Source organism: Marinobacterium nitratireducens (genome assembly GCF_014645375.1).
Taxonomy (GTDB): Bacteria; Pseudomonadota; Gammaproteobacteria; order Pseudomonadales; family Balneatricaceae; genus Marinobacterium_A; species Marinobacterium_A nitratireducens.
Genome location: NZ_BMLT01000001.1, coordinates 404285 through 425716, shown reverse-complemented (window position 1 = coordinate 425716; position 21432 = coordinate 404285). Strand labels below are relative to the sequence as shown.

Here is a 21432-nt window from a genome sequence, read left to right as displayed (position 1 = left end):
AGTCGCTATCAGGCCGTTGCACCTGAATGCGGCCTCTCACCGGTCGCCTGCTCGGTGGCAATCAGCTTGTCGAGCAGCCGCCGGGCGCGCACTGCAGCGGCGTCGCCGCAGTGCCTGCCCAAGGACAGAGGCGCGAACCGGTGCGGGCAACGATCCTTTATAGCCTGTATACGCCCCACCGTATCGCGGAAAAACAATATTCGTTCGTTCAACAGCGTCCGGCTGAAAAGCTGTTGCACCTCGATTTCACTTCCCCAGGCGGCGACGTACCAGGTATTTCTCAGAAAGGCCATTCGGTTTTTCCTTTTTATTTTGGGTCGAACATCAGCTCAAAGGCCACGCCGTCGGCGCGGCCGAACCGGGGATAAGGGATCAGGACTCGGGGCTTTTCTCAGGCGGTCGCACCACACCGACACGGTCGGCGTATTCATGCCAGGCGGCCTTCAGGCGCTCGACCGTCTCGGGCTCGCTGGCGGCCAGATCGTAGCGCTCACCCCGGTCCTTGCTGAGGTCGAAAAGCTGCCACTGGACCGGCTTTCTCGAGGGACCGAAGTCGCCCCAGGGTCGTAGTCCCAGCAGCTTGAGATCGCCTTCGCGGTAGTAGATGTTGCCGAACAGCTCGCCCGCCAGCACCGGCGTCTCAGCGACCTCCGGCCCGTTTCCACTCAGCAGCGGCAGCATCGACTGGCCGGTAATGGGGTGCTTCGGCTGCCCGCGGTAGCTTGCGCCGGGGTCGGGAGCTCCCGCCAGCTCCAGAAAGGTGGGTGCGAGGTCATCCACCCGTGCGGTGTTGCGCACGAGCCCCGTGCGGGACATCGCTGCCGGTAGCTTGACGATGGCCGGCACGCTGATGCCGCCTTCCGCGGTGGTGATCTTGAAAAGCCGGAACGGCGCCGCGCTCACCTCGGCCCAGCGCAGGCCGTAATCGATCTGCGAACCGCGGCGTCCCATGTTTTCCGGACTGTTGTCGGTATTCTTCCCCGCCGGATAGAAATGGGCATGATCGTCGGCCGCGGCGCCATTGTCGGACAGGAAGACAATCAGCGTATTCTCGTACTGCCCGCTCTCGCGCAGGTAATCGAGCAGACGTCCGATATTGTCGTCGAGGTTGTCGACCATGGCGGCGTAGATTTCCATCCTGCGCGCCTCGTACCGCTTCTGTTCCGGACTCAGCTGATCCCAGCCCGGCAGTTTCGGATTTGCCGGCAGCGGTTGCGCGGACGCGAAGCCCTCGGGAATCAGACCCAGCGACTTCATCCGCTCGATACGGGCGCTGCGTACGCTGTCGTAACCTTCGTCGTAATGCCCGCGATACTTGTCGATATAGGCGTCCGGTGCCTGCAGCGGCCAATGCGGAGCGGTGTAGGCCGCATAGGCGAAAAACGGCTTGTCGCTGCCCTCTCCCTCTTGCAGATAGGTGATCAGTTTATCGGTGTAGAAGTCCGTCGAGTAGAAATCATCCGGCAGCGTCACCGGTTTTCCGTCTTCGCGGTATGATATCCGGTCCAGTCGCGTCGGCTCCTCGGTCGACGGCTTGAAGTGCACGCCACCGGCTTCGAGCAACGCAAACGACTGCTCGAAGCCCCGTGCTGCGGGGCCCTGGTCGGACTCCAGCCCAAGATGCCACTTGCCCACCATGCTGGTGCGGTAACCGGCATCGCGCAGCAATTCGGCAATCGAGAACGATTGCTCGTTCAGGAAACCCTCGTATCCCGGTTTACCCTGCAAAAAGGGCATGTGCGGCAACGCTTCGGCCATGGCACCCAGCCCCGCAAGATGGTTGTCGGTTCCAGACATCAGCATCGCACGTGTGGGCGAACAGGACGGAGCGGCATACATCTGGGTTAGCTGCAGGCCTCCGGCGGCAAGACCGTCCAACACCGGGGTCTCGATCTCGCCGCCGAAGCTGCCGAGATCCGAATAGCCCAGGTCGTCCGCCATGATCAGCAATATGTTGGGACGCTCGGCGGCTTCGGCCTGCAGCGGCCCGGAGCCGAGCGCTGCGAGACCGCACAGCAGCCAGGGTAAGGTTTTTCTTTTCATTGTATTTGTTCTCAAGGTCCGGTCGTCCGTTTCTCACGACTGTTCGAAAATGGCCACCGCACGTACAAAACCCGCCGATGCGTGCCTGATTTTATAGGGGAAGCAGGACACCAGGAATCCGCTTGGCGGCAGCCGGTCGAGATTGGCGAGCTTCTCCATCTGCCCGTAGCCAATATCGCGCCCGGCCTTGTGCCCCTCCCAGATAAGTGATGCATCGCCACTCTCGGCAAAACGCTCGCGGGTGTACTTGAAGGGCGCATCCCAGCTCCAGGCATCGGTACCAACCACCCGCACGCCCCGCTCCAGCAGATAGAGCGTCGCCTCGCGTCCCATGCCGATGCCGGCTTCCAGATAGCCGGGTTGTCCGAAGAGTTCACCGGCGCGGGTGTTGACCAGCACGATATCGAGCGGCTGGAGATCGTGGCCGATGCGGGCCAATTCCGCCTCGACTTCGGCCGCCGTCACGACGTGACCATCCGGCAGCTGACGAAAGTCCAGCTTTACGCCGGGCTTGAGGCACCATTCCAGCGGCAGCTCGTCGATACCGAACGCCGGCTTGCCGCCATCGGTGGTCGAGGCGTAGTGCCAGGGCGCATCCATGTGGGTGCCGCTGTGGGTGGTGATCTGCAGGCGTTCCGCGGCCCAGGCCTCCTGCCCCGGCATCTGATCGATCCCGAGCCCCGGGAACATGGCAGCCATTTCCGGCCAGCCCTGCTGGTGATCCATGTAATCGATCTTCGGCAACAGCGGCGGCGGGTCGGTGTGGGGATTGTTATCGAGGGTTACCGACAGGTCGATGAATTCGAGTGAGGATGTCGAAAGCATGAGAGTCAACTCCTGGAGTCAGGATGCCAGCGCGGGCATCAGTTCAAATGACTGTCTGATCAGCGCCCGGGCCGAGCCGTCGTGGCGAAAGCCAAGCGCACTGGCGGCGGGCGTATCCAGCGGCGGAAAACGCCCGAACAGCGTTTCCAGCTCCGGATCGGGCTCGAAGGAAATCAGCGCCCGGTACTCATCGCCGAACACCTCGGCCAGCGCATCCACCACCTGGGCGATGCTCAGGTGCAGTACCGGTAGCTGCCAGACCCGTCGCCCCGTGTCGGGCGTCAGCTCGGCTGCATGCAGCAGGTTGTCGACGCAGCACTGCGCCGACATCCACCAGGCGGTTGCCTGCGGCGACACCGGACAACGGTACCGGCGCCCTTCGGCGAAAGCATGCATCAGATCGCTCATGAATGCCGACCGCAGTCCGTTGGGCTGCGGCGGCCGGGCCACGATACCGGGCAGGCGCAGCGAGCGGGCATCGATCTCGCCACGACGCGTCAGATCCTCCAGCATCAATTCGATCATCCGTTTATGGCTGCCATAGGAAAGCGCCGGTCGCGGTGGTACCGATTCGTCCATCAGCGGCACCAGCTTGCCGCCATAGACGGCGACGCTGCTGGCAAACACCACCACCGGCGGATGCTGGCGGTTGCGTAACTGCTCCAGCAGTTCGATGCTGGCGAGCAGGTTGACGTCGCGGCCCTGTTCATAATCGGCTTCGGCGGCGCCACCGGGCACCGAGGCCAGATGGAAAACCACATCGACGCCATCGGCCAGCACGCGGCGCAGCAGCGCCGGATCGGTGATCGAACCCGGGAACAGCCGTAAGCGCCGGTCGCCGGGTATTGCTTCGAAATGCCTGTCCAGCAACAACAGCCGTTCGATGGACTGGTTGCGCAGCGTCCCCCTCCCGAGCAGCCGGGATACCAGCTGGCGACCGAGAAAGCCGCCGGCGCCGGTCACAAGAACCCTCATGAGGTACCTCCCGCCTGCACGATCTGCTGATCGATTGCGCCGAAAATCGAACCTCCGTCAGGGCCAAGCACCTCCATCCGGACCCGATCGCCGAAACGCATGTAGCTCGTGCGCGGCTCGCCGAATTCGATCATTTCGACCGCACGACGCTCGCTGATGCAGGCCGCACCGACGTCGGGATTCGCATTGGATACGGTGCCGGAACCGAGCAGGCTGCCGGCGCTCAGGCGCCGGGTCCGGGCACAGTGCTCAATCAGTTGGTGAAAACCGAAGTGCATCTCGCCGGCAAACGGATTGCCGAACCGCTCACCGTTCCACTCCACCTGCAGCGGCAGCTGCACCCGCCCGTCGCGCCAGGCGTCGCCGAGTTCGTCCGGCGTGACCGCAACCGGTGCAAAGGCGCTCGACGGCTTGGCCTGCACGAAGCCGAAACCGGTAACCATTTCCCTCGGCGCAAGCGCCCGCAGGCTGACGTCATTGAGCTGAACGATCAGCCGTACGTGCGCCAACGCCGCTGCGGCCGTGCAGCCGAGGGGCACCTCGTCGACGATCACGGCGAACTCACCTTCAAAGTCGATGCCATCGGCCTCGCTGGGCAGCGCGACCGGGTCGCGCGGGCCGATGAAGTCGTCGCCCGCGCCCTGGTAGGCCAGCGGAATGCGGTCGGCGCCGTCTATCGGATCCAGGTTGAAGGCCTTCTGCATACGCTCGCCATGACTGAGAAACAGCGACCCGTCCAGCCATTGCCAGGTGCGCGGCAGCGGTGCCAGCGTCCGCTCCGGAGCGAACGCAAAGGCACTGTCCAGTTCCCCGCGATTGAGCGCCTGATAGCGCTGTTCGAGCTCAGCCTCGACCTCCTCCCAGGCCTCGACCGCCGCCAGCAGCGTCGGCGCGATGTCGCTGGCGTCGACCGCGCGGGTCAGATCGCGGGAGACCAGTACCAGACGGCCGTCGCGCCCGCCCTCTTTCAGTGATGCGAACTTCATGCGGATTCTCCTGTCAGTTCCGGGGCGAAACGGCCGTCGAGCAAAATGAACACCATCCGCGCCATCTCCGCGGTGCGGTTGCTCCAGGCATGGTTGGTGCCGCGCTGCACGACGATATCGCCACGCCTGAGGTGGACTTCGTCGTCGTCCAGCACCAGCCAGACCTCGCCCTCGGTGACGATGCCGTAGTCCAGGGTTTCGGTGCGGTGCATCAACTTGTGCTTCGAGTCGGCGTTGCCGGTACCGGCATGCCCTTCGCCGATTTCGTCGAACGCGGCTGCCGCGTCTTCCGCGCTGACCTGGTTTTGAATGCTGTCCGGCGGGATATCCACGACGCGGATCACGCTGCCCAGCGCCTCCGGACTGAGCTGCAAGTCCCTGGCGGTCGGATCATCTCCGTTATCGAGCAGCGCCGGGCTGCCGGCGCTGTTCCAGACCTCGTAAAACACAGTGCCGGGCACCGCCTTCAGCGGAAAGTTATTGGGTGTCGGCCCATGCATCGCAACCACGGCTTTGCCGTCGGCATTGTGCCCCGTCACGACACGCTTGAATCCAGGTAATTCCTGCACGATCGAATATCCTCTCAGTTGCCATCGCCGATGGTGGTGCCACCATCGACGACGATATTTTCTCCAGCGGTGAAGCCTCCACCCGGCGCGGCAAGCAGTCGCGCCCCGGCAGCCCCGTATTCACGAGCAATTGCCAGCCCGATACCAGGGGTGGCGCCGGCTATAAGCGCGCTCTTGCTGGCAAGACCAAACGCCGGATCTGCCATCGGGTGATCAGCTCCCTGTCTGGTTATGCTGCTCCGGCTTCTGCGCTCGGCACAGAACCGGTGCCGCGGAACAGAACCGCGCAGATGCCAGCGACCAGCAGCTGTGCCAAGCCGACGATCGCCAGCGCCAACGACAGGTCGCTCCCCGAGGCGCCGGTCAGCGCCAGCACCACCAGCGGACTCATGAACTCCCCGGCGAACAGCGCGGCCGTGAAACCACCGGTGGCGCGTCCCCGATGTTCGTAGTCGACCTGCGCCATGACCTGGGTGATAAGCGTCGGCAACATCAGGCCGATGCCCAGGCCATTGATCAGCACGGCGATCGTGACCATGCCATGGCTTGTCGAGAACGCCATCAGCAATCCGCCCGTGCCCGCCGTGCCGAAGGCCAGCAGCAACAGTACAGAACGGCGCAGGTGAGACAGCCGGCGAAAGCTCAGGGCCCCGACCAGCACGCCGAACTGGTTCGCGCCCATGGTGAGCCCGATATCCCGCGGTGCCTCCACCTGCAGCAGGTTGAGCAGGTAGCCCGCCTGCACCGGGACAATGAACAGACTGATCCCCGCCATCAGCGTCAGGACATAAAGTGGCAGCAACCGGCGCCAGGGAAAGTCGCCGCGCGAAAGCGCCTGATGGCAGGGCTCATGCCTGGCCGGCTCCCACAGCAGCAGCGCCATCAGCGGCAGGAAAACGAAGCCCGCGGCGTAGAGCGCGAACGGCAGGCGCCAGTCGTTCTGGCCCAGGGCTCCGCCCAGGGCGATGAAAATCGCCGCGGACAGCGAGGTCGCGACCATCTGCAGTGCGAACAACCGGTGTCGTTGCGCGCCGCTGAAGTAGTCGCCCATCAGCGTGGTGCAGCAGGTCATGATCCCCGCCTCGGCCAGCCCGAGGCCTGCCCGGCTGGCAAGGATGGCCGGCAGCGAATCCAGCCAGAACGGCGCCAGCCCGCAGATGCCGTAAAGCAGCATCGACAGCAGCAACAGCGGCCGCCGTCCGAGCCGGTCGGCGATCATCCCGGCAAGCGGCGCCAGCAGCGCGATCACCAGCGCCGGGATCGTCAGTACGATCGGCACCAGCACCTCGACGCCTGCGACATCCGCGAAGTGCGCCTGCATTCGTGGCAGCACCGGCGCGATCAGCACCGCACCCAGTACCGGCAGGCAGCTTCCCGATAGCAACAGCAGTGACTGCGGCAGGCCCGCCCGACGTTCAGCAAACATCTTTATTCTCCCGCACGAACCTGATCTGCGGTTCGGGGCTGGTGCCCTCCGGCAGCCTGGAATGCAGCACTAGCGATATCGGTGTTCCCATGGTGGGGTACCTCTTGTTCTTGGAATAAGTGGGTTCGGTGTGGCGATGTTTCAGCCAGGCTGTGTGGCACCTGAGGACAGGTCGTCAGTCGACGCAGCGTCTCCCGTTGCCTTCGGACTGCTAAGAGGACGCACCTCCGGCAGCAGAAAATGCGCCAGTGCCGGCAGCAGAATCAGAGCACCGAGCATGTTCCAGACGAACATGAACGCCAGCAGGATGCCCATGTCGGCCTGAAATTTGATCGGCGAGAACAGCCAGGTGACGACACCGATCGCCAGGGTAACGCCGGTCAGCATCACCACCTTGCCGGTCGAGACCAGCGCCTGGTAATAGGCCTCGGACAGACTGGAACCGTTGCGACGAAACGCCAGCAGCATACTCATGACGTAGAGTGCATAGTCGACGCCGATGCCGACACCCAGGGCGATGACCGGCAGTGTCGCGACCTTGACGCCGATGCCGAGCGCAACCATCAGCGCTTCGCAGAGAATGGAGGTCAGCATCAGCGGCAGTACGGCACAGAGCGTCGCTCGCCAGGAGCGGAAGGTGATGAGGCACAGCAGGATCACCACCGCGTAGACCCAGTACAGCATCTTCTGGTTGGATTCATCGACCACGATGTTGGTGGCCGCTTCAATGCCGGCGTTGCCGGCGGCCAGCATGAACTGGACGTCGTTCGTGTTGTTGGCAGCGGCAAATGCCTCCACGTGCTCGACCAGACCGGTCAGGGTTTCAGCCTTGTGATCGGCCAGATAGACATAGAGCGTCAGCAGACTGCAGGTTTCGTTGTAGAGCCCGCGCGGCGCGGCGGCGGTGACCATGTTCAGCATTGCCTGATTGGGCTGCAGGTGGTACCACTTCGGGCTGCCTTCGGACAGGCCCACCAGCATGCGACGGTTGAGCAACGCCAGCGAGTTGGTCGAATCGACGCCCGGCAGGGTTCGCAGTTGCCAGTCGAGCGCATCCACCTTGCGCAGGATGTCGTAGCGGGCGCATTCTCCGGTCGGCGCAGTTACCATGACGGCGAATACATCGCTGCTGGCGCCGTAATGGGCGTTCATGAAGGCGTCGTCGAGGTTGTAGCGGGAATCCGAGCGCAGCTCCGGAGCGCCCGGATCCAGATCGCCGATCTTCAGGTTGCCACCCACCAGGTGGCCGCCGACCGCCAGCAAGGCCGCTACGGCGATACAGGCGGTGGCCCAGCGTTGGCGGGTAAAGCCGTCCAGCAGACGCCAGACCCGATGCCGCTCCATGCCATCCGTCGGTGTCTGCCCTTCTCGCAGATCCTGCAAACTGCGCTGCGCGGCAGTTGCGCTGATGCCGAGGTAAGACAGCAGCACGGGCAGCAGGATCAGATTGGTGACGATCAGAACCGCTACGCCGACACTGGCGGCAATCGCCAGGTCCTGGATGACCGGTATCTCGATAAACATCAGCACCGCAAAGCCGACGGCATCGCTGAGCAACGCCATGACGCCGGCCATGAACAGGCGCCGGAAGGTGTGGCGCGCTGCAACCAGCTTGTGAAGACCACGACCGATGTCCTGCATGATGCCGTTCATTTTCTGGGCACCGTGGCTCATGCCGATCGCGAACACCAGGAACGGCACCAGCACCGAATAGGGATCGAGGTGGTAGCCGAGCAATGGCAGCAGGCCCAGTTGCCAGACCACCGCGACCAACGAGCAGCACACAACCAGCAGCGTGCTGCGCAGACAGCGGGTATAGGCGAACAGCACCCCGCCGGTAATAACGATTGCCAGCGCGAAGAACAGCAGGATCTGCTGCAGGCCGTCGATCAGGTCACCGACCTTTTTCGCGAAGCCGGTGATATGAATGTCGATCGAATCGCCGGCATAGCGTGCGCGCAGCGACTCGAGTTCCTGCGACAGTGCGTTGTAGTCGATTGCGTCGCCATCGATGGTGCGGGTCAGAAGCGGTACATAGATGATGCTGGAGCGCTGATCGAATGCCACCAACTGCCCGATTTCGTTGGACAGCTGCACGTTGCGGCGCAGCTCGCCCAGCGACCGCTCACTGCCGTCGTAGTCGTCCGGTATCACCGGTCCGCCGTCGAGCCCGTCCTCGGTGACGGCGGTCCAGCGCGTCGCCGGCGTCCAGAGCGACTTCATATAGGCACGGTCGATGCCCGGCAGCAGATAGATCTGATCGCTCAGTTGCTGCAGCATCTGCAGATAGTGGGCATCGTAAATATCGCCATTACGGTTGGCAACCGCGATACGCAGCGCATTGCCGAGGCCCGACAGTTCCTGCTGATGCTCGAGGTAATTGAAGATATAAGGGTGCTGCGTCGGGATCATTTTCTCGAAGCTGGCCTTGAGCTCGACCTTCGTGGCCTGGACTCCGAGCAAGATCGTCGCCAGCAAGCACAGCAGCAGTACCGCCGGACGGTGGTTGAACAGCAAGCGCTCGAGACGGTTGCCCGATTTTCGGTCGAATTCGGCCAGCGACCTGTTCGCCGGCGATTCCGAATTGATGTTGCGGGAGGTCATAGCGTCACTCCGAAGCGGTGATGTCGTTTGGTGCCAGGCGGAACAGACCCGTGAAACCCGCGAACACCAGTCCACCGTCAGGTGCTTGGGTCAGGCCCGACACCGGGCGCCGCAGCGGCTGTGCGAAGGGCGCGAGGTGCCCTGCCGCGGTTAGTCGAAAAAGCATGCCGGCCTGATTCGACAGCAGGGCATCGCCGCCAGGCAGCGCGATACTGTCGCTGAACGAGGCTCCGGCCCGCGACGCCAGCGGCGCGAATGACTCGCCGCGGTCGCTGGAGACGAAGGCGTGCCCTTTCATGCCCGCCAGCAACAGACCGCCGCCGGCGCGGGCCTGAAGCGTGAAATAGGTTCCCTCGTAGGGGCTTTCGAGCTGGCGAAAATCACGACCGTTATCGGCGCGTGCGAGGAACCCCTGCTCTCCGCCCAGGTACCAGGTATGGCCCTCGCGGGCGATGGCGTAGATATGCATACCGTAGGGGTTCTCGATCTGTCCGACCGCCGAGCGCCAGCTGTGTCCGCCATCCTCGGTACGGAAGGCAAGCCCGAAGGCTCCGACCACCAGGCCATGCCCGGCGTCGCTGAAATGCAGCGCGAGAAACGGCTTGTCCGGCCCCTCGGCCAGCAGACGCTCGGCCAACTGCACACGCAGATCGGCAGCGCGGGTATCGGTCGCACCCGGCTGGGCGGCGCGGGCGGCATCGAGCTCCAGCCGAGCCGCCTCGATGCCGGTCAGCCGGACCTGCCAATGCTCGCCACCATCCTGCGTCGCCAGCACGACGCCTCCGTGCCCCACCGCCCATCCATGATCGGCATCGATGAACTGAACCGCCGTCAGGGACACGGACACCGGTACCGAAGCCTGGCGCCAGCTCTCGCCCTGGTCGTCGGACAGCGCGATCAGACCACGCTCGCCGACAGCGACCAGCCTGTCCCCTGCCCGGGCCAGTTCGATAAAGACTGCGGATTCGAGTTGTGGCACTGCCATTGCCGGCGTCTCGAGCACCTTGCCGACGGTATCCGACCTGACGGCCTGGACCTGGGCCGCGACCACGGGCAGACAAAGCGCGAGCAGAAGGCTGCTCGCCCGATAAAGAAACTTCATGATTAACCTCGAGTCAGGAGTGCGGTGAGCGGGAGGGGACGGAGCCCCTCCCCAACGGTGCCTCAGCGCACACCGCGCCCGGCCATCATGGCCGGCGAGAAGTCGGACGAGCGGTAGCGATCGACGAGCTCGTACTGCTCGGACTCACCGGCGTAGAGATTCTGGATGAACCAGGCGCCGGAGGTCAGATCGTAGAAACCGGCGGACAGGGTGGCCTGCGCCGGCAGGTCAGGCAGTGCGGCCGGCAACGCCCAGAGCGTCTTGGCCAGCTGCCCCTTGGCATCCCAGCGGTCGCCAAGCAGCGCGATCCAGGTGTCCTCGTCGATGTAGTAGCGCGACTTCGGCAACTGATGCCGCTTGCCGTCGGCGAGGTTTGCTTCCACCACCCAGACGCGATGCAGTTCCCAGCGCACCTGGTCCGGATTCAGATGATGCTCGCCCAGCACCTGCTCCGCCGAGTCAAGAGTCTGGACCTTGTTGGTGTTGTAGGGCACCAGCATTTCCTGCTTGCCCACCAGCGTCCAGTCGAAGCGATCCAGGCGGCCGGAGAAGACGCTCAGCTCGTCGAAGCTCATGACCCCGGCCGTGGCGGGCGTCGGCGTATCGCAGCAGGCGTTCGGCAGCTTGCGCACCCGCCGCTGCCCGGTGAGGTAGACGTGGGCCTTGGACTTGTCACCGTTGAGGTTCGTGCGACCCATGATCTGCTCGCCGGCACGCAGCGGCGGTCCGATGTTGAGCAGATGAAACAGCCAGTAGTCGCCGCCGAAATCCTCAGCTGAACCGTCCTGGTAGTAATAGGGCATTTCCTGAATGGCTTCGCCGTCAGTGGTCATGACCTGTTGCCCTTCGGCAGTCACCAGGTAATGCTTCCAGTCCATGGCGATCGAGGTGCCGCGCCAGTTGAGCAGATGGTTCCACATCACCTCATTGGCATCTTGCGGGATGGGGAAAGGGATGCCGCCATAGGCACCGTCCGGGATAGGCCCGGCACTGCTGTCGGTCAGCTTTGCGCGGATGGCGTTTCTGGCGGTGTTATCGTAGACCCACTGCGGCGCCGCGGCGCTGCGGCGCGTCGGATAGACGTCGATGCGGTAGCTGTCGGGATAACGCTCGAGCATCGCCTTGACACCGTCGGTCAGCTTGTCGGCATACTCGGCCATGTTCGCGGCGGTGACGCTGTAAAGCGGCTTGTCGTCTGCGAACGGATCCAGGCGTTTGCCGTCCCTGAGGGTACGTTCGCTGACTTCGGTAAAGCCGCCGTCCCAGGCCGGAATACTGCCATCGGCATTGCCGGCGCGCTCGGCACCGAGGGGGGTCAGACTGCTTCCGAGCTTGGCCGCCTCATCCGCCGAGACCGCCGCCAGACTCAACTGGGCGCTCAGTGCACAGACACCGAAGGTGGCGACGAAAAGTGGTTTTAGCTTGGTTGTATTTATCATGTTCAAGCCCTCTTAAAAGGTGGTCCTGACGAAAAACGAGATGTAATCGCGGTCTTTCAGCGACTGCTGATAGTTGAAGTGGCTGTTGCCATCGAGGTTGGTGTTTTCGGCGCCGTAGTAGTGGGTGTAGCTCAGTCCCATGGTGACCCGGTCCAGATAGACGCCGGTGAGGCCGATGTTCATGTCGCCGCCGTTGTCCGGGCCAAAATTCGGTACCACCGGCGAGTTGCCCATCGGGAAGTAACTGATGCCCATCGGTACGCTCAGATCAAGGCCCGGTAATACCTGGCGGTAAGTCGGGGTATAGACCAGCTTGATCCCCAGCCCGGTGTCGCCCGCATTCGGATCCTGTGCCGACTCGTTGTCGGTGACCTCCAGCAGGTGGTGCCAGGCGATTTCGCCGACCAGGCTCGCTTCCTCGGAGATGAATGACGGTCCCAGCGTTGCCAGCACGTTGAGGTTGGCGTGTGCGGTACGCCCGACTGCATAAAGCGGATTGTCGTCGTTATCGCCGGGCGTGACCGGTGTCACGATGCCGGCATTGGATATCAGCGGCATATTCCAGCGCAGCGAGCCCTCGCCGGCGATACTGTACTTGCCGATGGAGGTGATGAAGCTGGCGCCCAGGGTGCGGATTTTCTCCGGATAGACCCACTGGTATTCGCCCACCTGTCCGCTAGCGAAGTCCGGCCCGGTCGTACTCGGCTGGAGGTAAAGCTTGGGCGACTTGTCGTGGTACTGCAGCGCGTAGAGGCCGTAATCGACGGTGTCGGCAGCATAACGCAGCTGGATACCGCCCTGCCCCGAGTCGTCGGCCTCGATATCGCTGCCGTGGAAAAAGGCCGCCGGATTGCCACTCGGGAAGGGTCCGCCGGTGATCAGGCGCTCGTTACCCTCGCCGATGGTATCGCTGATCGAGAAATAACTGCCGGAGCCGGGCAGGCGGGTCTCTTCCCACTCGAACTGGTAGAAGGCGCCCAGCGACAGCTCGTCGGTCAGCTGCAGTGTACCGGAGAGCTGGTTGACCGGACGGATCAGTTCCTTGAACTGGGTATTGGGTACCGACAGCGCCTTGACCACGTCGATCGGCGCCATACCGCCGGCGATGGCGTTGGCACCGAAGAACAGGCTCTCACCCCAGACAAGGCCGTGCTGTCCGAGGCGAAGCGAGGTCGCGTGATCGCCGAGCATGCCGTTCCAGTACACGAAGGCATCCAGCAGCTCGATATCGCCGCCGTGCAGGTGGCGTGTATCGTCGGTGAACTCGTCGAAAGCCACCGAACGCGCGTTGGCACGGGAAGGGTCCGAGGCATCGGTTCCATTCTGATACTCGGCGTCGTACCAGCCTGCTCCGCTGATACGGGCACCGACATCCCGGTAGCCGATATCGAGTTCCGACAGAATATCGAAGCGATTCGAGATCAGTCCCTTGTCGAAGTTGCGATCACCGTCGTCCTGGTTCAGTGCCACGGGACCTTCGGTAAGCTTCGCGCTCTGATCCTCGAGACGAAAGGCGGCGCTGTACTTGACGGTGTTGTCCCAGCGAAGGCGCAGATCGTCAACGCCGGTTTCGATCTGAAAGGCCTGAGCGACAGGCGCACCCAACACCAGAGCGGCAGCCAGCGTAAGCGGAAAAGGCGGACACCGCCTTGCGGCAGTCTTGATATAGGTCATTTAACTGAACCTCGTTATTGTTTTTAATTGCAGCTTGAGATCGCTCACCGGGATAGCGCCTGAATGCATCCAGGCATACCGATCCGGGCGACCAGTCACTGGTTAAAAAGAGTGCCGCGGAACCAGGTTTCTTACTAATCGATTATAAGAATGCGATCTATCGCGTTTGGAGATACATCGATTTCAGCCGCAGCAAAGCCATTGCCCCTCCAGATACGAGCGAATGGCTACTTCCCGAGTGCGGAATAACGACTGGGGTAATAAGACAGAAACGAATGCGGCCCGCAGAGCGGGCCGGAGATGTAATCAAGAAATCAAACAGCGAGCCCGTTCAGGGATAGGGCACGACTCCCGTGTCGTCGGCATAGCGCTCGTACTGTTGCAGCAAATGCTCGACCCGCTCCGCGTAGCCGGGATCCCAGAACAGGTCATGCTGCTCGGCTCTGTCGTTGACCAGATCGTACAGCGACCAGCTAACGCCATCGCCTCCGTGCCGCGGATCCAGCGCAAACAGCTTGTAGCCGTCCTCGATATAGGCCTTGCCTCCCAGCAACTCCCAGCCGACGCCGTATCCGGCGGCATGAATGGCGTCCCGGTCCCCGGCCAGGAAAGGCAGCATCGACTCACCGCGCAGCTCCTGGACCGGACTGTCCGCCTGTGCCAGTTGCAAGAAGGTGGGCGCCAGGTCCATTACGGTACCGAAGGCACCGCTTAGCGCGCCATCACTGCGCACTCCAGGCCCACTCAGAATCATCGGAACGCTGATTCCGCCCTCGCTCGTCATGGACTTGTAGCCGCGGTGCGGCAGCCCGGAAACGCGGGCCCAGCCCGGGTCATAGGCAAAATAAGAGCCGGGAAAGCCCAGATTGTCATAGCCGTTGTAATCGCCGGTGCCCGCAGAGTCCCGCAGCAGGTTCTCATACTCATTGCCGGAGTCGGCAGGCACGCCTATGGAGTTCCATAACGCCCGGGGAGAGGTCGCTTCGGCACCGTTATCGGACATGAAAACGACGACTGTATTTTCCTGGTCCACCCGGGCCAGCAGTCTGCCGATCTGATAGTCCATGTATTCCACCATCACCGCATAAACCGCCATCTCCCGCGCCTTGCGCTTACGCTCTTCGGAACTCAGGCTGTTCCAGGCCGGAATGCCGTTACCGCGACCATATTCCGCCCAGTCATCATATTCCGCGTCCCGGGCGATAATCCCGAGGCGTTTCATCTTCGCCAGACGGCGGTGAATCAGCGCATCGTAACCAGCCTCGTACTGGGCCTGGTAACTCTGGAATTTGCGCTGCCATTCACTGCCTTCCTCCTTCGCCTCGAGCGGCAGCTGCAACGGCCAGTGGGGGGCCGTGTAGGCGGCGTAAGCGAAAAACGGCTGACCGTCGGCGCTGTCGGATTCGATGTATTCGATCAGCTTGTCGGTGTAAAAAGTCGTGGAATAAAAATCGGCGGGCAGCTCCGTGCCGATATTCCAGTCTTCCGTGTACAACGCGTGCTGGTTGTGCCTCGGCGCGCCGACCGGAAACGGCGACGGCAGTGCCGCGAGGCTGTCGCCGTAATGGCTCGCACCACCCTGGACCAGCGAAAAGGAGCGCTCGAAACCGCGCGCTGCGGGAATCGTCTGCGCCAGTCCGCCCTGGACATTGGCCAGGTGCCACTTGCCCACCATATAGGTATGGTAGCCGGCCTGCCGCAGTTTAGTGGGAAACGCCTCCAGCTCCGGGAGCAGGTAGCCCTTGTAACCGTCGGCGGCCAGCTGCTCCGGCGATGCGGCCCCGTGACGCATCTCGTACATGATGCCCAGGCCCGCAAGGTGGGAATCCGTTCCGGACATCAGCGACGCCCGTGTCGGCGAACAGGACGGATTGGCATGAAAGTTCGTCATGGTCAGCCCGGAACCGGCCAAGGCGTCCAGATTTGGGGTATTGATCTCGCCACCGTAAGCGCCGATATCCGAATACCCCAGATCGTCGGCCACTATCAGCAGAATGTTCGGCCGGGTCTCGGAAGCCAACAGCGACTCTGCAGGCCCGACGACCGACAACAGCGCCGCTGAAAGCGCATGGAACAGCATTTTTTTATAGTTATGCATCTGATTTATCCCGTTGTTATTGAACCGACCGACAAACAACCTCCTTCTTTATTCGTCGGTCACACCACCAAAACCGGCTTTAGTGGCATTGGCACCGGCCTGCGGCCAGTCATGAAACATCCCTGATTCAGGTATTACCGGGTTCATATCTGCATGACAGGCCGCACCGTCCTGCCGTTGCCGATTACCCAATAAATGGGGTTCAGATAGGCTCCGCCAGCGCCTCCATCGACGCGCGCATCAGTGCAGCGTGCTCATTCCTGTCGCCGCCGCTTTTCTCGATTTCACAGAGCCTCGCCGAGTTCTCCACCACCAGGCGGCAGCGATCCCAGCGGCGGCGCTCGAAATTTGCCAGCGCCGCTTCCAGATCCGGGATATTCGCCAGCTCCTCGGCCAGCACGATGGCGTCTTCGATGCCGATACAGGCACCCGAAGCAAGATGTGGCGTGGTCGCGTGCACGGTATCGCCGATCAGCACGACGCGGTCGCGGTGCCAAGGCAGCGGCACCAGCAGGTTGGCGAGCGGGCGATAATCGATTCGGGCTTCCGGCTTATACAGTTCGTCCACCAGCTTTTTCAGTACCGGTGCTTCAAACTCCCGTACCAGCCGCGCCATTTCATCGGGCCAGCGTTCGGGCTCGATCCACTCGTCGAAATCCCGATCTTCGGTGATGAACATGTACATCTGGCTTTGCGAAATCGGATTGACCCCGACCTTGACGCGACCGAGCCACTGACTGGGACGTACGATCTCGGCAGGCCGCGGCAGCACCGCCCGCCACACACTCTGGTGAATCGGTTTTGGCGACGGCATATCCGGGAACAGCGTCTTGCGCACGCTGGAATGGACACCATCCGCGGCCACGACCAGGTCGTATCTTTCTATACGACCGTCAGTGAACAGGATTTCAACCTCCTCACCTTGCGGCACGATACGCTCAAAGGAACAGCCGAGGTGAATATTGGCACCCGCTTGGCGTGTCGCTTTGGCGAGAATTTTCGCCAGTACCGGGCGCAGGATCCCCCCGCCGCCTTTGAGCGGTTTGTCGGCTACAGCGGGTCGTACCGGCATCTGGGCGATAAACTGCCCTTCCGGCGAATAGATATCGAAGTTATCCGACAGATAGCCCTCGCGCGCCACCTCGTCGAGTATGCCCAGTTTGTCCAGCGCCCGCAGCGTCGCACCGGCGATGCTGATCCCCGCACCGAGCGGACGCCAGTCGCGATCGATCTCGATCAGGTCCACCGCCATGCCCTGACGGCGTAGCTGGATCGCCGCCGTCATCCCCGAAAACCCGCCACCGATTACCAGTACCTTATTGACCGCCGTGCTCATCAACAACTCCTGTAATTCTTGTTGTGCAACGATACCGCCCGGCAGAGACGCCGGACTCAGTTATCGTTCGAGCATACAAAGCGGACTCATATCTGAGTAATTGTTTATCGAGATTCCATTTATCGTGCGGCGCGATACTTCAAGACTGACAGCCTTGGGGACTTGTTCGCAGGGGCCTTAGTGGCAAGACATCGTCCCTCAGGCCTCGGCGCGTTCAGGATCATAGGAATTTACCAACCCGACCCGTGCATTCATCCGCAACAGCAAATTCACGAGCGCATCGCACTCCTCGTCGGTAAAGTCCCCTAACAGCAACCGCTCTCTCTGCAACGCCACCTTGAGAATCCTGTCATGGAGGCATTTACCCTCTGGCGTCAACGCAACCAGGACACGACGACCGTCCTCTAAATCCTTCGAAAATAGCACGTGGCCACTCTCTTCCAGTTGTTTTAACGACCGACTGACAGCCGCCTTATCCAGTCCGATCACCTGACAGATCCGGTTTGCCGTGATATTGGTTTCGACTGCCAGCATTGCCAGCAGCCTCCACTCCACGACGCCTACACCGAAATGCTTGCGATAGCACGCCGATGCTCCACTGGATAGCTTGTTGGCAAGAGAAGTCACAAGTGCCGGCACATAACGTTCGAGGTCCAGGCTGTTGCGATCCGTAGATATGGAGCGGGAGGTATTCATTCGATGGCCATCCTGTTGGTAACAGCACGATGCTACCGATAGCGGAGAGGTTAGGAAAGGCTTCCGGCCCAGCGCGTGCCTTTGGCCCCCACCCCGCCCGGCTAACCAAGGCGAGATCAACTCATTGATTTCAATATATGAAAATCACCATTTGGAAATGCCCAACAAATCTAGTTGACATCACAACTATATGAATTTTATAGTTCGGTAAACGCTAGAAAAACAACTCCAAAGGCAATGGCATGCTGGAAGTCATTATTAAAAGCAGAGAAAGCCAAACAGCTGATATCCTGAGTTTTGAACTCGTATCAACCGATGGATCCGAACTGCCTGCTTTCGAAGCGGGCTCTCATATCGACGTACATATTGATGAGAAAACAGTGCGTCAGTATTCCCTGTTCAACCATCCCCAGGATAGAAGCGCTTACCGGGTTGCCGTGCTGAAAGACCCGAACTCTCGCGGCGGTTCCGTCAAGTTGCACGAGACGTTCGCAGCAGGCGACCGAATAAGGATTTCCGCACCTCGCAATCTTTTTCCGCTCGACGCGGAGAATCAGCATGTGCTGCTTTTTGCCGGCGGCATTGGCATAACGCCGCTGCTATCGATGGCCCAGGTGCTTCATGGACTGGGCCGAAGCTTCGAGCTGCATTACCACGCCCGTTCAAAAAGCAGCAGCGCTTTTTACGAGGAGTTGCGCAACAGCCCTTTTAAATCCCGGGTATTCTTCCATTTCGACGATTCGTCGAGCGATTCATCGACCGAGGTCGCTAAAGCACTTTCTCAGCCGGGTAAAAACGTTCACCTGTATACCTGTGGGCCCAACGGTTTCATGGACTACATCTTCGATGCGGCCAGAAAACTGGGGTGGGCTGGCGAGAATCTGCACAAGGAAGTTTTCAGTGCCAAGCCGGACGAGACTGCGGCAGAGGACCGGCCGTTCGAGCTTCACCTGGTCCGGTCCGGCAAGACGCTTCAGGTACCAGCCGACAAGTCCGCCCTCGAAGTGCTGGAAGAAGCCGGTGTCGACGTGGACTCGTCCTGCGAACAGGGCATCTGCGGTGCCTGCCTGACACGGGTGGTGGATGGTACTCCCGATCATCGGGATCAATTCATGACCGACGCCGAAAAGCAGGCCAATGACCAGTTCACACCCTGCTGTTCCCGGGCGCAGACCGCCACGTTAAGCATCGAACTGTAACCGCCCCACTATACCCAGACAAAAACAAGAGGTTCACCATGACCGTTTCACTAATGGATCCGACCGACATCTCCAAGACTCAGGACGTCGAAACAACGCCCTTCCCGCTGGACAGGTGGTATGTGGCCGCCCTCGGCAAGGAGCTGACCGACAAGCCGCTCGGGCGTACCCTGCTGAACCGTGCCGTCGTCATGTACCGGACACCGGACGGCCAGATACACGCACTCGAGGATCGCTGCTGCCATCGTGACCTTCCGCTCTCGCTGGGCACTGTTGAAGAACGTGGCGTACGATGCGGTTATCACGGACTGCTGTTCGACGGCAGCGGAAAATGCCTCGAGGTTCCGGGTCAGGCGAAAGTGCCGTCCAAGGCGAAAGTCTCCGCCTACCCTGTTCGGGAGCAGGACTCGATCATCTGGATCTGGATGGGCAGCGACGCCAGTTCCGAACCGAATTGCGAGCCACCCGAATACAAGGTACACAGCGATGAACGCTACCGGTACGATGGGGATGTCTATCACTACAACGCGCCCTACCAGCTCATTCATGACAACCTGCTGGATCTGAGCCACCTCGGCTACGTTCACCTGCGCACCATCGGCGGTAACGCCTCGATCCATATGAACGCGGAGATGAAAGTCGAGAGCGAAGGCGATTCGGTACGCGTTTTGCGCCTTATGCCGGGTTCCACTCCTCCTCCGACCTACACCGCCGCCTACCCGTTCAAGGACAAGGTCGACCGTTGGCAGGAAATCGTGTTCCATCCTTCCCATCTCGAGATCTGGACCGGCGCTGTCGATGCCAATACCGAGTCCCTGGACGATCCCAACCGGGGTGGTTTCCATCTGCGCGGATTCCATGGGGTGACCCCCGAGACCGATGAGACCTGCTTCTATTTCTGGACCCAGGCCAGCAATCCGGTCAGCAACCCTGAAGAAACGATGAAGCTGGTCATCGAGCAGACCGCAATGACTTTCGACGAGGACAAGGTCGTCATCGAGGCGCAGTACGCCAACATGAAACGCTTCCCGGACAAGCCCATGATCGACATCCATGTCGACGTCGGTCCCAACCGGGCGCGTCGGATCGTCGACAGGCTTCGCGGGGCCTGAGCCCCCGGTTTATCGCTGCCGAGTAACCCATAATAAAGACGCCAAATAACTATGAAAAAAAATACGCTGCTCTCAGCAATACTTCTGAGCACCTCCCTCGTCGCGGGAAGCGCTCAGGCTGAAACCCATTCGCTGCGCCTGGCCCATTTCTGGCCGGCAGGCTCCAGTGTCGACGAAGTGGTCCAGGATTGGGCGAAAACGGTCCATGAAGCCTCAGACGGACGTCTGAAGATCGACATCTACCCGGCGCAGACACTGGCCAAAGCGCCGCAAAGCTACGCGGCGACCGTCAGCGGTGTTGCTGACATCACAGTCACCGCGCAGGGTTACACCGCCGGACGCTTCCCGCTCACCCAGGTCATCGAACTGCCGGGCATCGTCAAGACAGCGGAAAATGCCAGCTGTGTGCTGCAGGGGCTCTACGATGAAAACCTGATCAGCCGCGAGTATCAGGATACGCACCCGCTGTTCTTTTTCGCGCATGGTCCGGGGCACATCCACACCCGGGAAAAGCCAGTGCTGGCGCCAGAAGATATGAATGGCCTGCGCATCCGCCGCGCCACCACGGTCGTCGGAGAGCTGCTGACCTCGCTGGGCGCACAGCCTGTCGGCATGCCGGCGCCGGAGACCTACACGGCGGCTCAACGCGGCGTCATCGACGGCGTAGCCTTCCCCTGGCAGGCGATGAAAGAGTTCCGCCTCAACGAGCAGCTTTCGCACCATACCGCGTTGAGCCTGTACACGCTTTCGTTTATCACCACGATGAACAACACAAGCTATCAGAAGCTTCCGGACGACCTGAAAGCCATTCTCGACAGCAACAGCGGTATGGCATGGGCGACGGCGATGGGACGTAAGCTCGACCAACTGGATGCTCAGGCCCGTCAGGAAGCGATCGATAACGGACACAGCTTTCACCAGGTCGACAACCCGGCGCAGAACCCGCTCTGGAAGCCGGTCCTCGACGGGGTTGTCGCAAGTTACATAGCCGAGCTGAGCGCGCAGTCCCTGCCTGCACAGCACGTCTACGACCGGGCGCAGGCACTTACCGTCAGCTGTGAAACGCTGACCGCCAGCAACCTCTAAGGACGCCGATACACACAAAAGTGTCCTGTCGGACAACGGCAGGGCCTGTTTGCAATTGATCGCGCAATACGTCACCGACCGCTCGCAGATTTCCCTCGAACCCGAGGCGCGAACGCAACTTTACGGCCTGTGTAGATGCCCTGCCGCCTCGAAAGCTTGGAAACATCAGAGCAATCAATTCAATCTGGTCCAGCCAGGGAAGCAGGAACTCGGGATCATCATCCGGATAGAGCAGCACAGCCACCCCGACCTTGGCGCTATA

Annotated in this window: 19 protein-coding genes; 3 read left to right on the top strand and 16 right to left on the bottom strand. The window is 61.5% G+C overall.

Annotated elements, in window-relative coordinates; genetic code table 11:
- Positions 1–8: 8 nt before the first annotated feature.
- The 15 genes from IEX85_RS01890 to IEX85_RS01820 all read right to left on the bottom strand — a co-directional run bounded on the left by IEX85_RS01890 (position 9) and on the right by IEX85_RS01820 (position 17773).
- Positions 9–293, bottom strand: a complete 285-nt coding sequence (locus IEX85_RS01890; protein WP_188857699.1) for a Rieske 2Fe-2S domain-containing protein — start codon at positions 291–293, stop codon at positions 9–11.
- 79 nt (positions 294–372) lie between these two features.
- On the bottom strand, positions 373–2043 hold the full coding sequence (locus IEX85_RS01885) for an arylsulfatase (protein ID WP_188857694.1): 1671 nt from the start codon (positions 2041–2043) through the stop codon (positions 373–375).
- A gap of 33 nt (positions 2044–2076) precedes the next feature.
- Complete coding sequence (locus tag IEX85_RS01880; protein WP_188857692.1) at positions 2077–2868, bottom strand: cyclase family protein; 792 nt, start codon at positions 2866–2868, stop codon at positions 2077–2079.
- 18 nt (positions 2869–2886) lie between these two features.
- Complete coding sequence (locus tag IEX85_RS01875) at positions 2887–3843, bottom strand: NAD-dependent epimerase/dehydratase family protein (protein WP_188857691.1); 957 nt, start codon at positions 3841–3843, stop codon at positions 2887–2889.
- Complete coding sequence (locus IEX85_RS01870) at positions 3840–4829, bottom strand: fumarylacetoacetate hydrolase family protein (protein WP_188857688.1); 990 nt, start codon at positions 4827–4829, stop codon at positions 3840–3842. The genes IEX85_RS01875 and IEX85_RS01870 overlap by 4 nt, the downstream gene beginning before the upstream one ends.
- Positions 4826–5398 (bottom strand): cupin domain-containing protein, encoded by a 573-nt coding sequence (locus IEX85_RS01865; RefSeq protein WP_188857680.1) that lies wholly within the window; start codon positions 5396–5398, stop codon positions 4826–4828. Before IEX85_RS01865 ends, IEX85_RS01870 begins: the two co-directional genes overlap by 4 nt.
- A gap of 14 nt (positions 5399–5412) precedes the next feature.
- Positions 5413–5604: a hypothetical protein gene (locus IEX85_RS01860; protein ID WP_188857678.1), complete on the bottom strand. Its 192-nt coding sequence runs from the start codon at positions 5602–5604 to the stop codon at positions 5413–5415.
- A 23-nt stretch (positions 5605–5627) separates the two neighbouring features.
- Positions 5628–6824 carry an MFS transporter gene (locus IEX85_RS01855; protein WP_188857676.1) on the bottom strand — a complete coding sequence of 399 codons (1197 nt, stop codon included), beginning with the start codon at positions 6822–6824 and terminating at the stop codon, positions 5628–5630.
- 141 nt (positions 6825–6965) lie between these two features.
- A complete protein-coding gene (locus tag IEX85_RS01850; protein WP_188857674.1) occupies positions 6966–9428 on the bottom strand; it encodes an efflux RND transporter permease subunit in 2463 nt (820 codons plus the stop codon).
- Positions 9429–9432: 4 nt separating this feature from the next.
- Positions 9433–10530 carry a WD40/YVTN/BNR-like repeat-containing protein gene (locus tag IEX85_RS01845; RefSeq protein ID WP_188857672.1) on the bottom strand — a complete coding sequence of 366 codons (1098 nt, stop codon included), beginning with the start codon at positions 10528–10530 and terminating at the stop codon, positions 9433–9435.
- Positions 10531–10592: 62 nt separating this feature from the next.
- Positions 10593–11969, bottom strand: coding sequence for a DUF1329 domain-containing protein (locus IEX85_RS01840; protein ID WP_188857671.1), 1377 nt, complete (start codon positions 11967–11969; stop codon positions 10593–10595).
- A 12-nt stretch (positions 11970–11981) separates the two neighbouring features.
- Positions 11982–13643: a DUF1302 domain-containing protein gene (locus tag IEX85_RS01835; RefSeq protein ID WP_188857669.1), complete on the bottom strand. Its 1662-nt coding sequence runs from the start codon at positions 13641–13643 to the stop codon at positions 11982–11984.
- Positions 13644–13974: 331 nt separating this feature from the next.
- Positions 13975–15741, bottom strand: coding sequence for an arylsulfatase (locus tag IEX85_RS01830; protein ID WP_188857668.1), 1767 nt, complete (start codon positions 15739–15741; stop codon positions 13975–13977).
- Positions 15742–15943: 202 nt separating this feature from the next.
- The gene (locus IEX85_RS01825) at positions 15944–17077 is read right to left on the bottom strand and encodes an FAD-dependent oxidoreductase (RefSeq protein WP_188857666.1); all 1134 of its coding nucleotides are present in this window, start codon (positions 17075–17077) and stop codon (positions 15944–15946) included.
- 198 nt (positions 17078–17275) lie between these two features.
- Positions 17276–17773 carry a MarR family winged helix-turn-helix transcriptional regulator gene (locus IEX85_RS01820; RefSeq protein ID WP_188857664.1) on the bottom strand — a complete coding sequence of 166 codons (498 nt, stop codon included), beginning with the start codon at positions 17771–17773 and terminating at the stop codon, positions 17276–17278.
- 242 nt (positions 17774–18015) lie between these two features.
- Between IEX85_RS01820 and IEX85_RS01815 the strand changes: the two genes are divergently transcribed.
- The 3 genes from IEX85_RS01815 to IEX85_RS01805 are packed head-to-tail and all read left to right on the top strand — an operon-like array spanning position 18016 to position 21170.
- Positions 18016–18972, top strand: a complete 957-nt coding sequence (locus IEX85_RS01815) for a PDR/VanB family oxidoreductase (RefSeq protein ID WP_188857662.1) — start codon at positions 18016–18018, stop codon at positions 18970–18972.
- A 38-nt stretch (positions 18973–19010) separates the two neighbouring features.
- Complete coding sequence (locus IEX85_RS01810; protein ID WP_229721746.1) at positions 19011–20084, top strand: Rieske 2Fe-2S domain-containing protein; 1074 nt, start codon at positions 19011–19013, stop codon at positions 20082–20084.
- A gap of 51 nt (positions 20085–20135) precedes the next feature.
- A complete protein-coding gene (locus tag IEX85_RS01805) occupies positions 20136–21170 on the top strand; it encodes a TRAP transporter substrate-binding protein (protein ID WP_188857660.1) in 1035 nt (344 codons plus the stop codon).
- Here the strand turns inward: IEX85_RS01805 and IEX85_RS24200 are convergent.
- Entirely contained in the window at positions 21136–21408 is a 273-nt protein-coding gene (locus IEX85_RS24200) for a DUF934 domain-containing protein (RefSeq protein WP_188857658.1), read from the bottom strand. The two genes, IEX85_RS01805 and IEX85_RS24200, sit on opposite strands and share 35 nt — an antisense overlap.
- Positions 21409–21432: the final 24 nt, after the last annotated feature.

Coding starts and splice junctions, on each gene's coding strand:
- IEX85_RS01890 (WP_188857699.1), bottom strand. CDS start 293: ATGGCCTTTCTGAGAAATACCTGGTACGTCGCCGCCTGGGGAAGTGAA.
- IEX85_RS01885 (WP_188857694.1), bottom strand. CDS start 2,043: ATGAAAAGAAAAACCTTACCCTGGCTGCTGTGCGGTCTCGCAGCGCTC.
- IEX85_RS01880 (WP_188857692.1), bottom strand. CDS start 2,868: ATGCTTTCGACATCCTCACTCGAATTCATCGACCTGTCGGTAACCCTC.
- IEX85_RS01875 (WP_188857691.1), bottom strand. CDS start 3,843: ATGAGGGTTCTTGTGACCGGCGCCGGCGGCTTTCTCGGTCGCCAGCTG.
- IEX85_RS01870 (WP_188857688.1), bottom strand. CDS start 4,829: ATGAAGTTCGCATCACTGAAAGAGGGCGGGCGCGACGGCCGTCTGGTA.
- IEX85_RS01860 (WP_188857678.1), bottom strand. CDS start 5,604: ATGGCAGATCCGGCGTTTGGTCTTGCCAGCAAGAGCGCGCTTATAGCC.
- IEX85_RS01855 (WP_188857676.1), bottom strand. CDS start 6,824: ATGTTTGCTGAACGTCGGGCGGGCCTGCCGCAGTCACTGCTGTTGCTA.
- IEX85_RS01850 (WP_188857674.1), bottom strand. CDS start 9,428: ATGACCTCCCGCAACATCAATTCGGAATCGCCGGCGAACAGGTCGCTG.
- IEX85_RS01845 (WP_188857672.1), bottom strand. CDS start 10,530: ATGAAGTTTCTTTATCGGGCGAGCAGCCTTCTGCTCGCGCTTTGTCTG.
- IEX85_RS01840 (WP_188857671.1), bottom strand. CDS start 11,969: ATGATAAATACAACCAAGCTAAAACCACTTTTCGTCGCCACCTTCGGT.
- IEX85_RS01835 (WP_188857669.1), bottom strand. CDS start 13,643: ATGACCTATATCAAGACTGCCGCAAGGCGGTGTCCGCCTTTTCCGCTT.
- IEX85_RS01830 (WP_188857668.1), bottom strand. CDS start 15,741: ATGCATAACTATAAAAAAATGCTGTTCCATGCGCTTTCAGCGGCGCTG.
- IEX85_RS01825 (WP_188857666.1), bottom strand. CDS start 17,077: ATGAGCACGGCGGTCAATAAGGTACTGGTAATCGGTGGCGGGTTTTCG.
- IEX85_RS01820 (WP_188857664.1), bottom strand. CDS start 17,773: ATGAATACCTCCCGCTCCATATCTACGGATCGCAACAGCCTGGACCTC.
- IEX85_RS01815 (WP_188857662.1), top strand. CDS start 18,016: ATGCTGGAAGTCATTATTAAAAGCAGAGAAAGCCAAACAGCTGATATC.
- IEX85_RS01810 (WP_229721746.1), top strand. CDS start 19,011: ATGACCGTTTCACTAATGGATCCGACCGACATCTCCAAGACTCAGGAC.
- IEX85_RS01805 (WP_188857660.1), top strand. CDS start 20,136: ATGAAAAAAAATACGCTGCTCTCAGCAATACTTCTGAGCACCTCCCTC.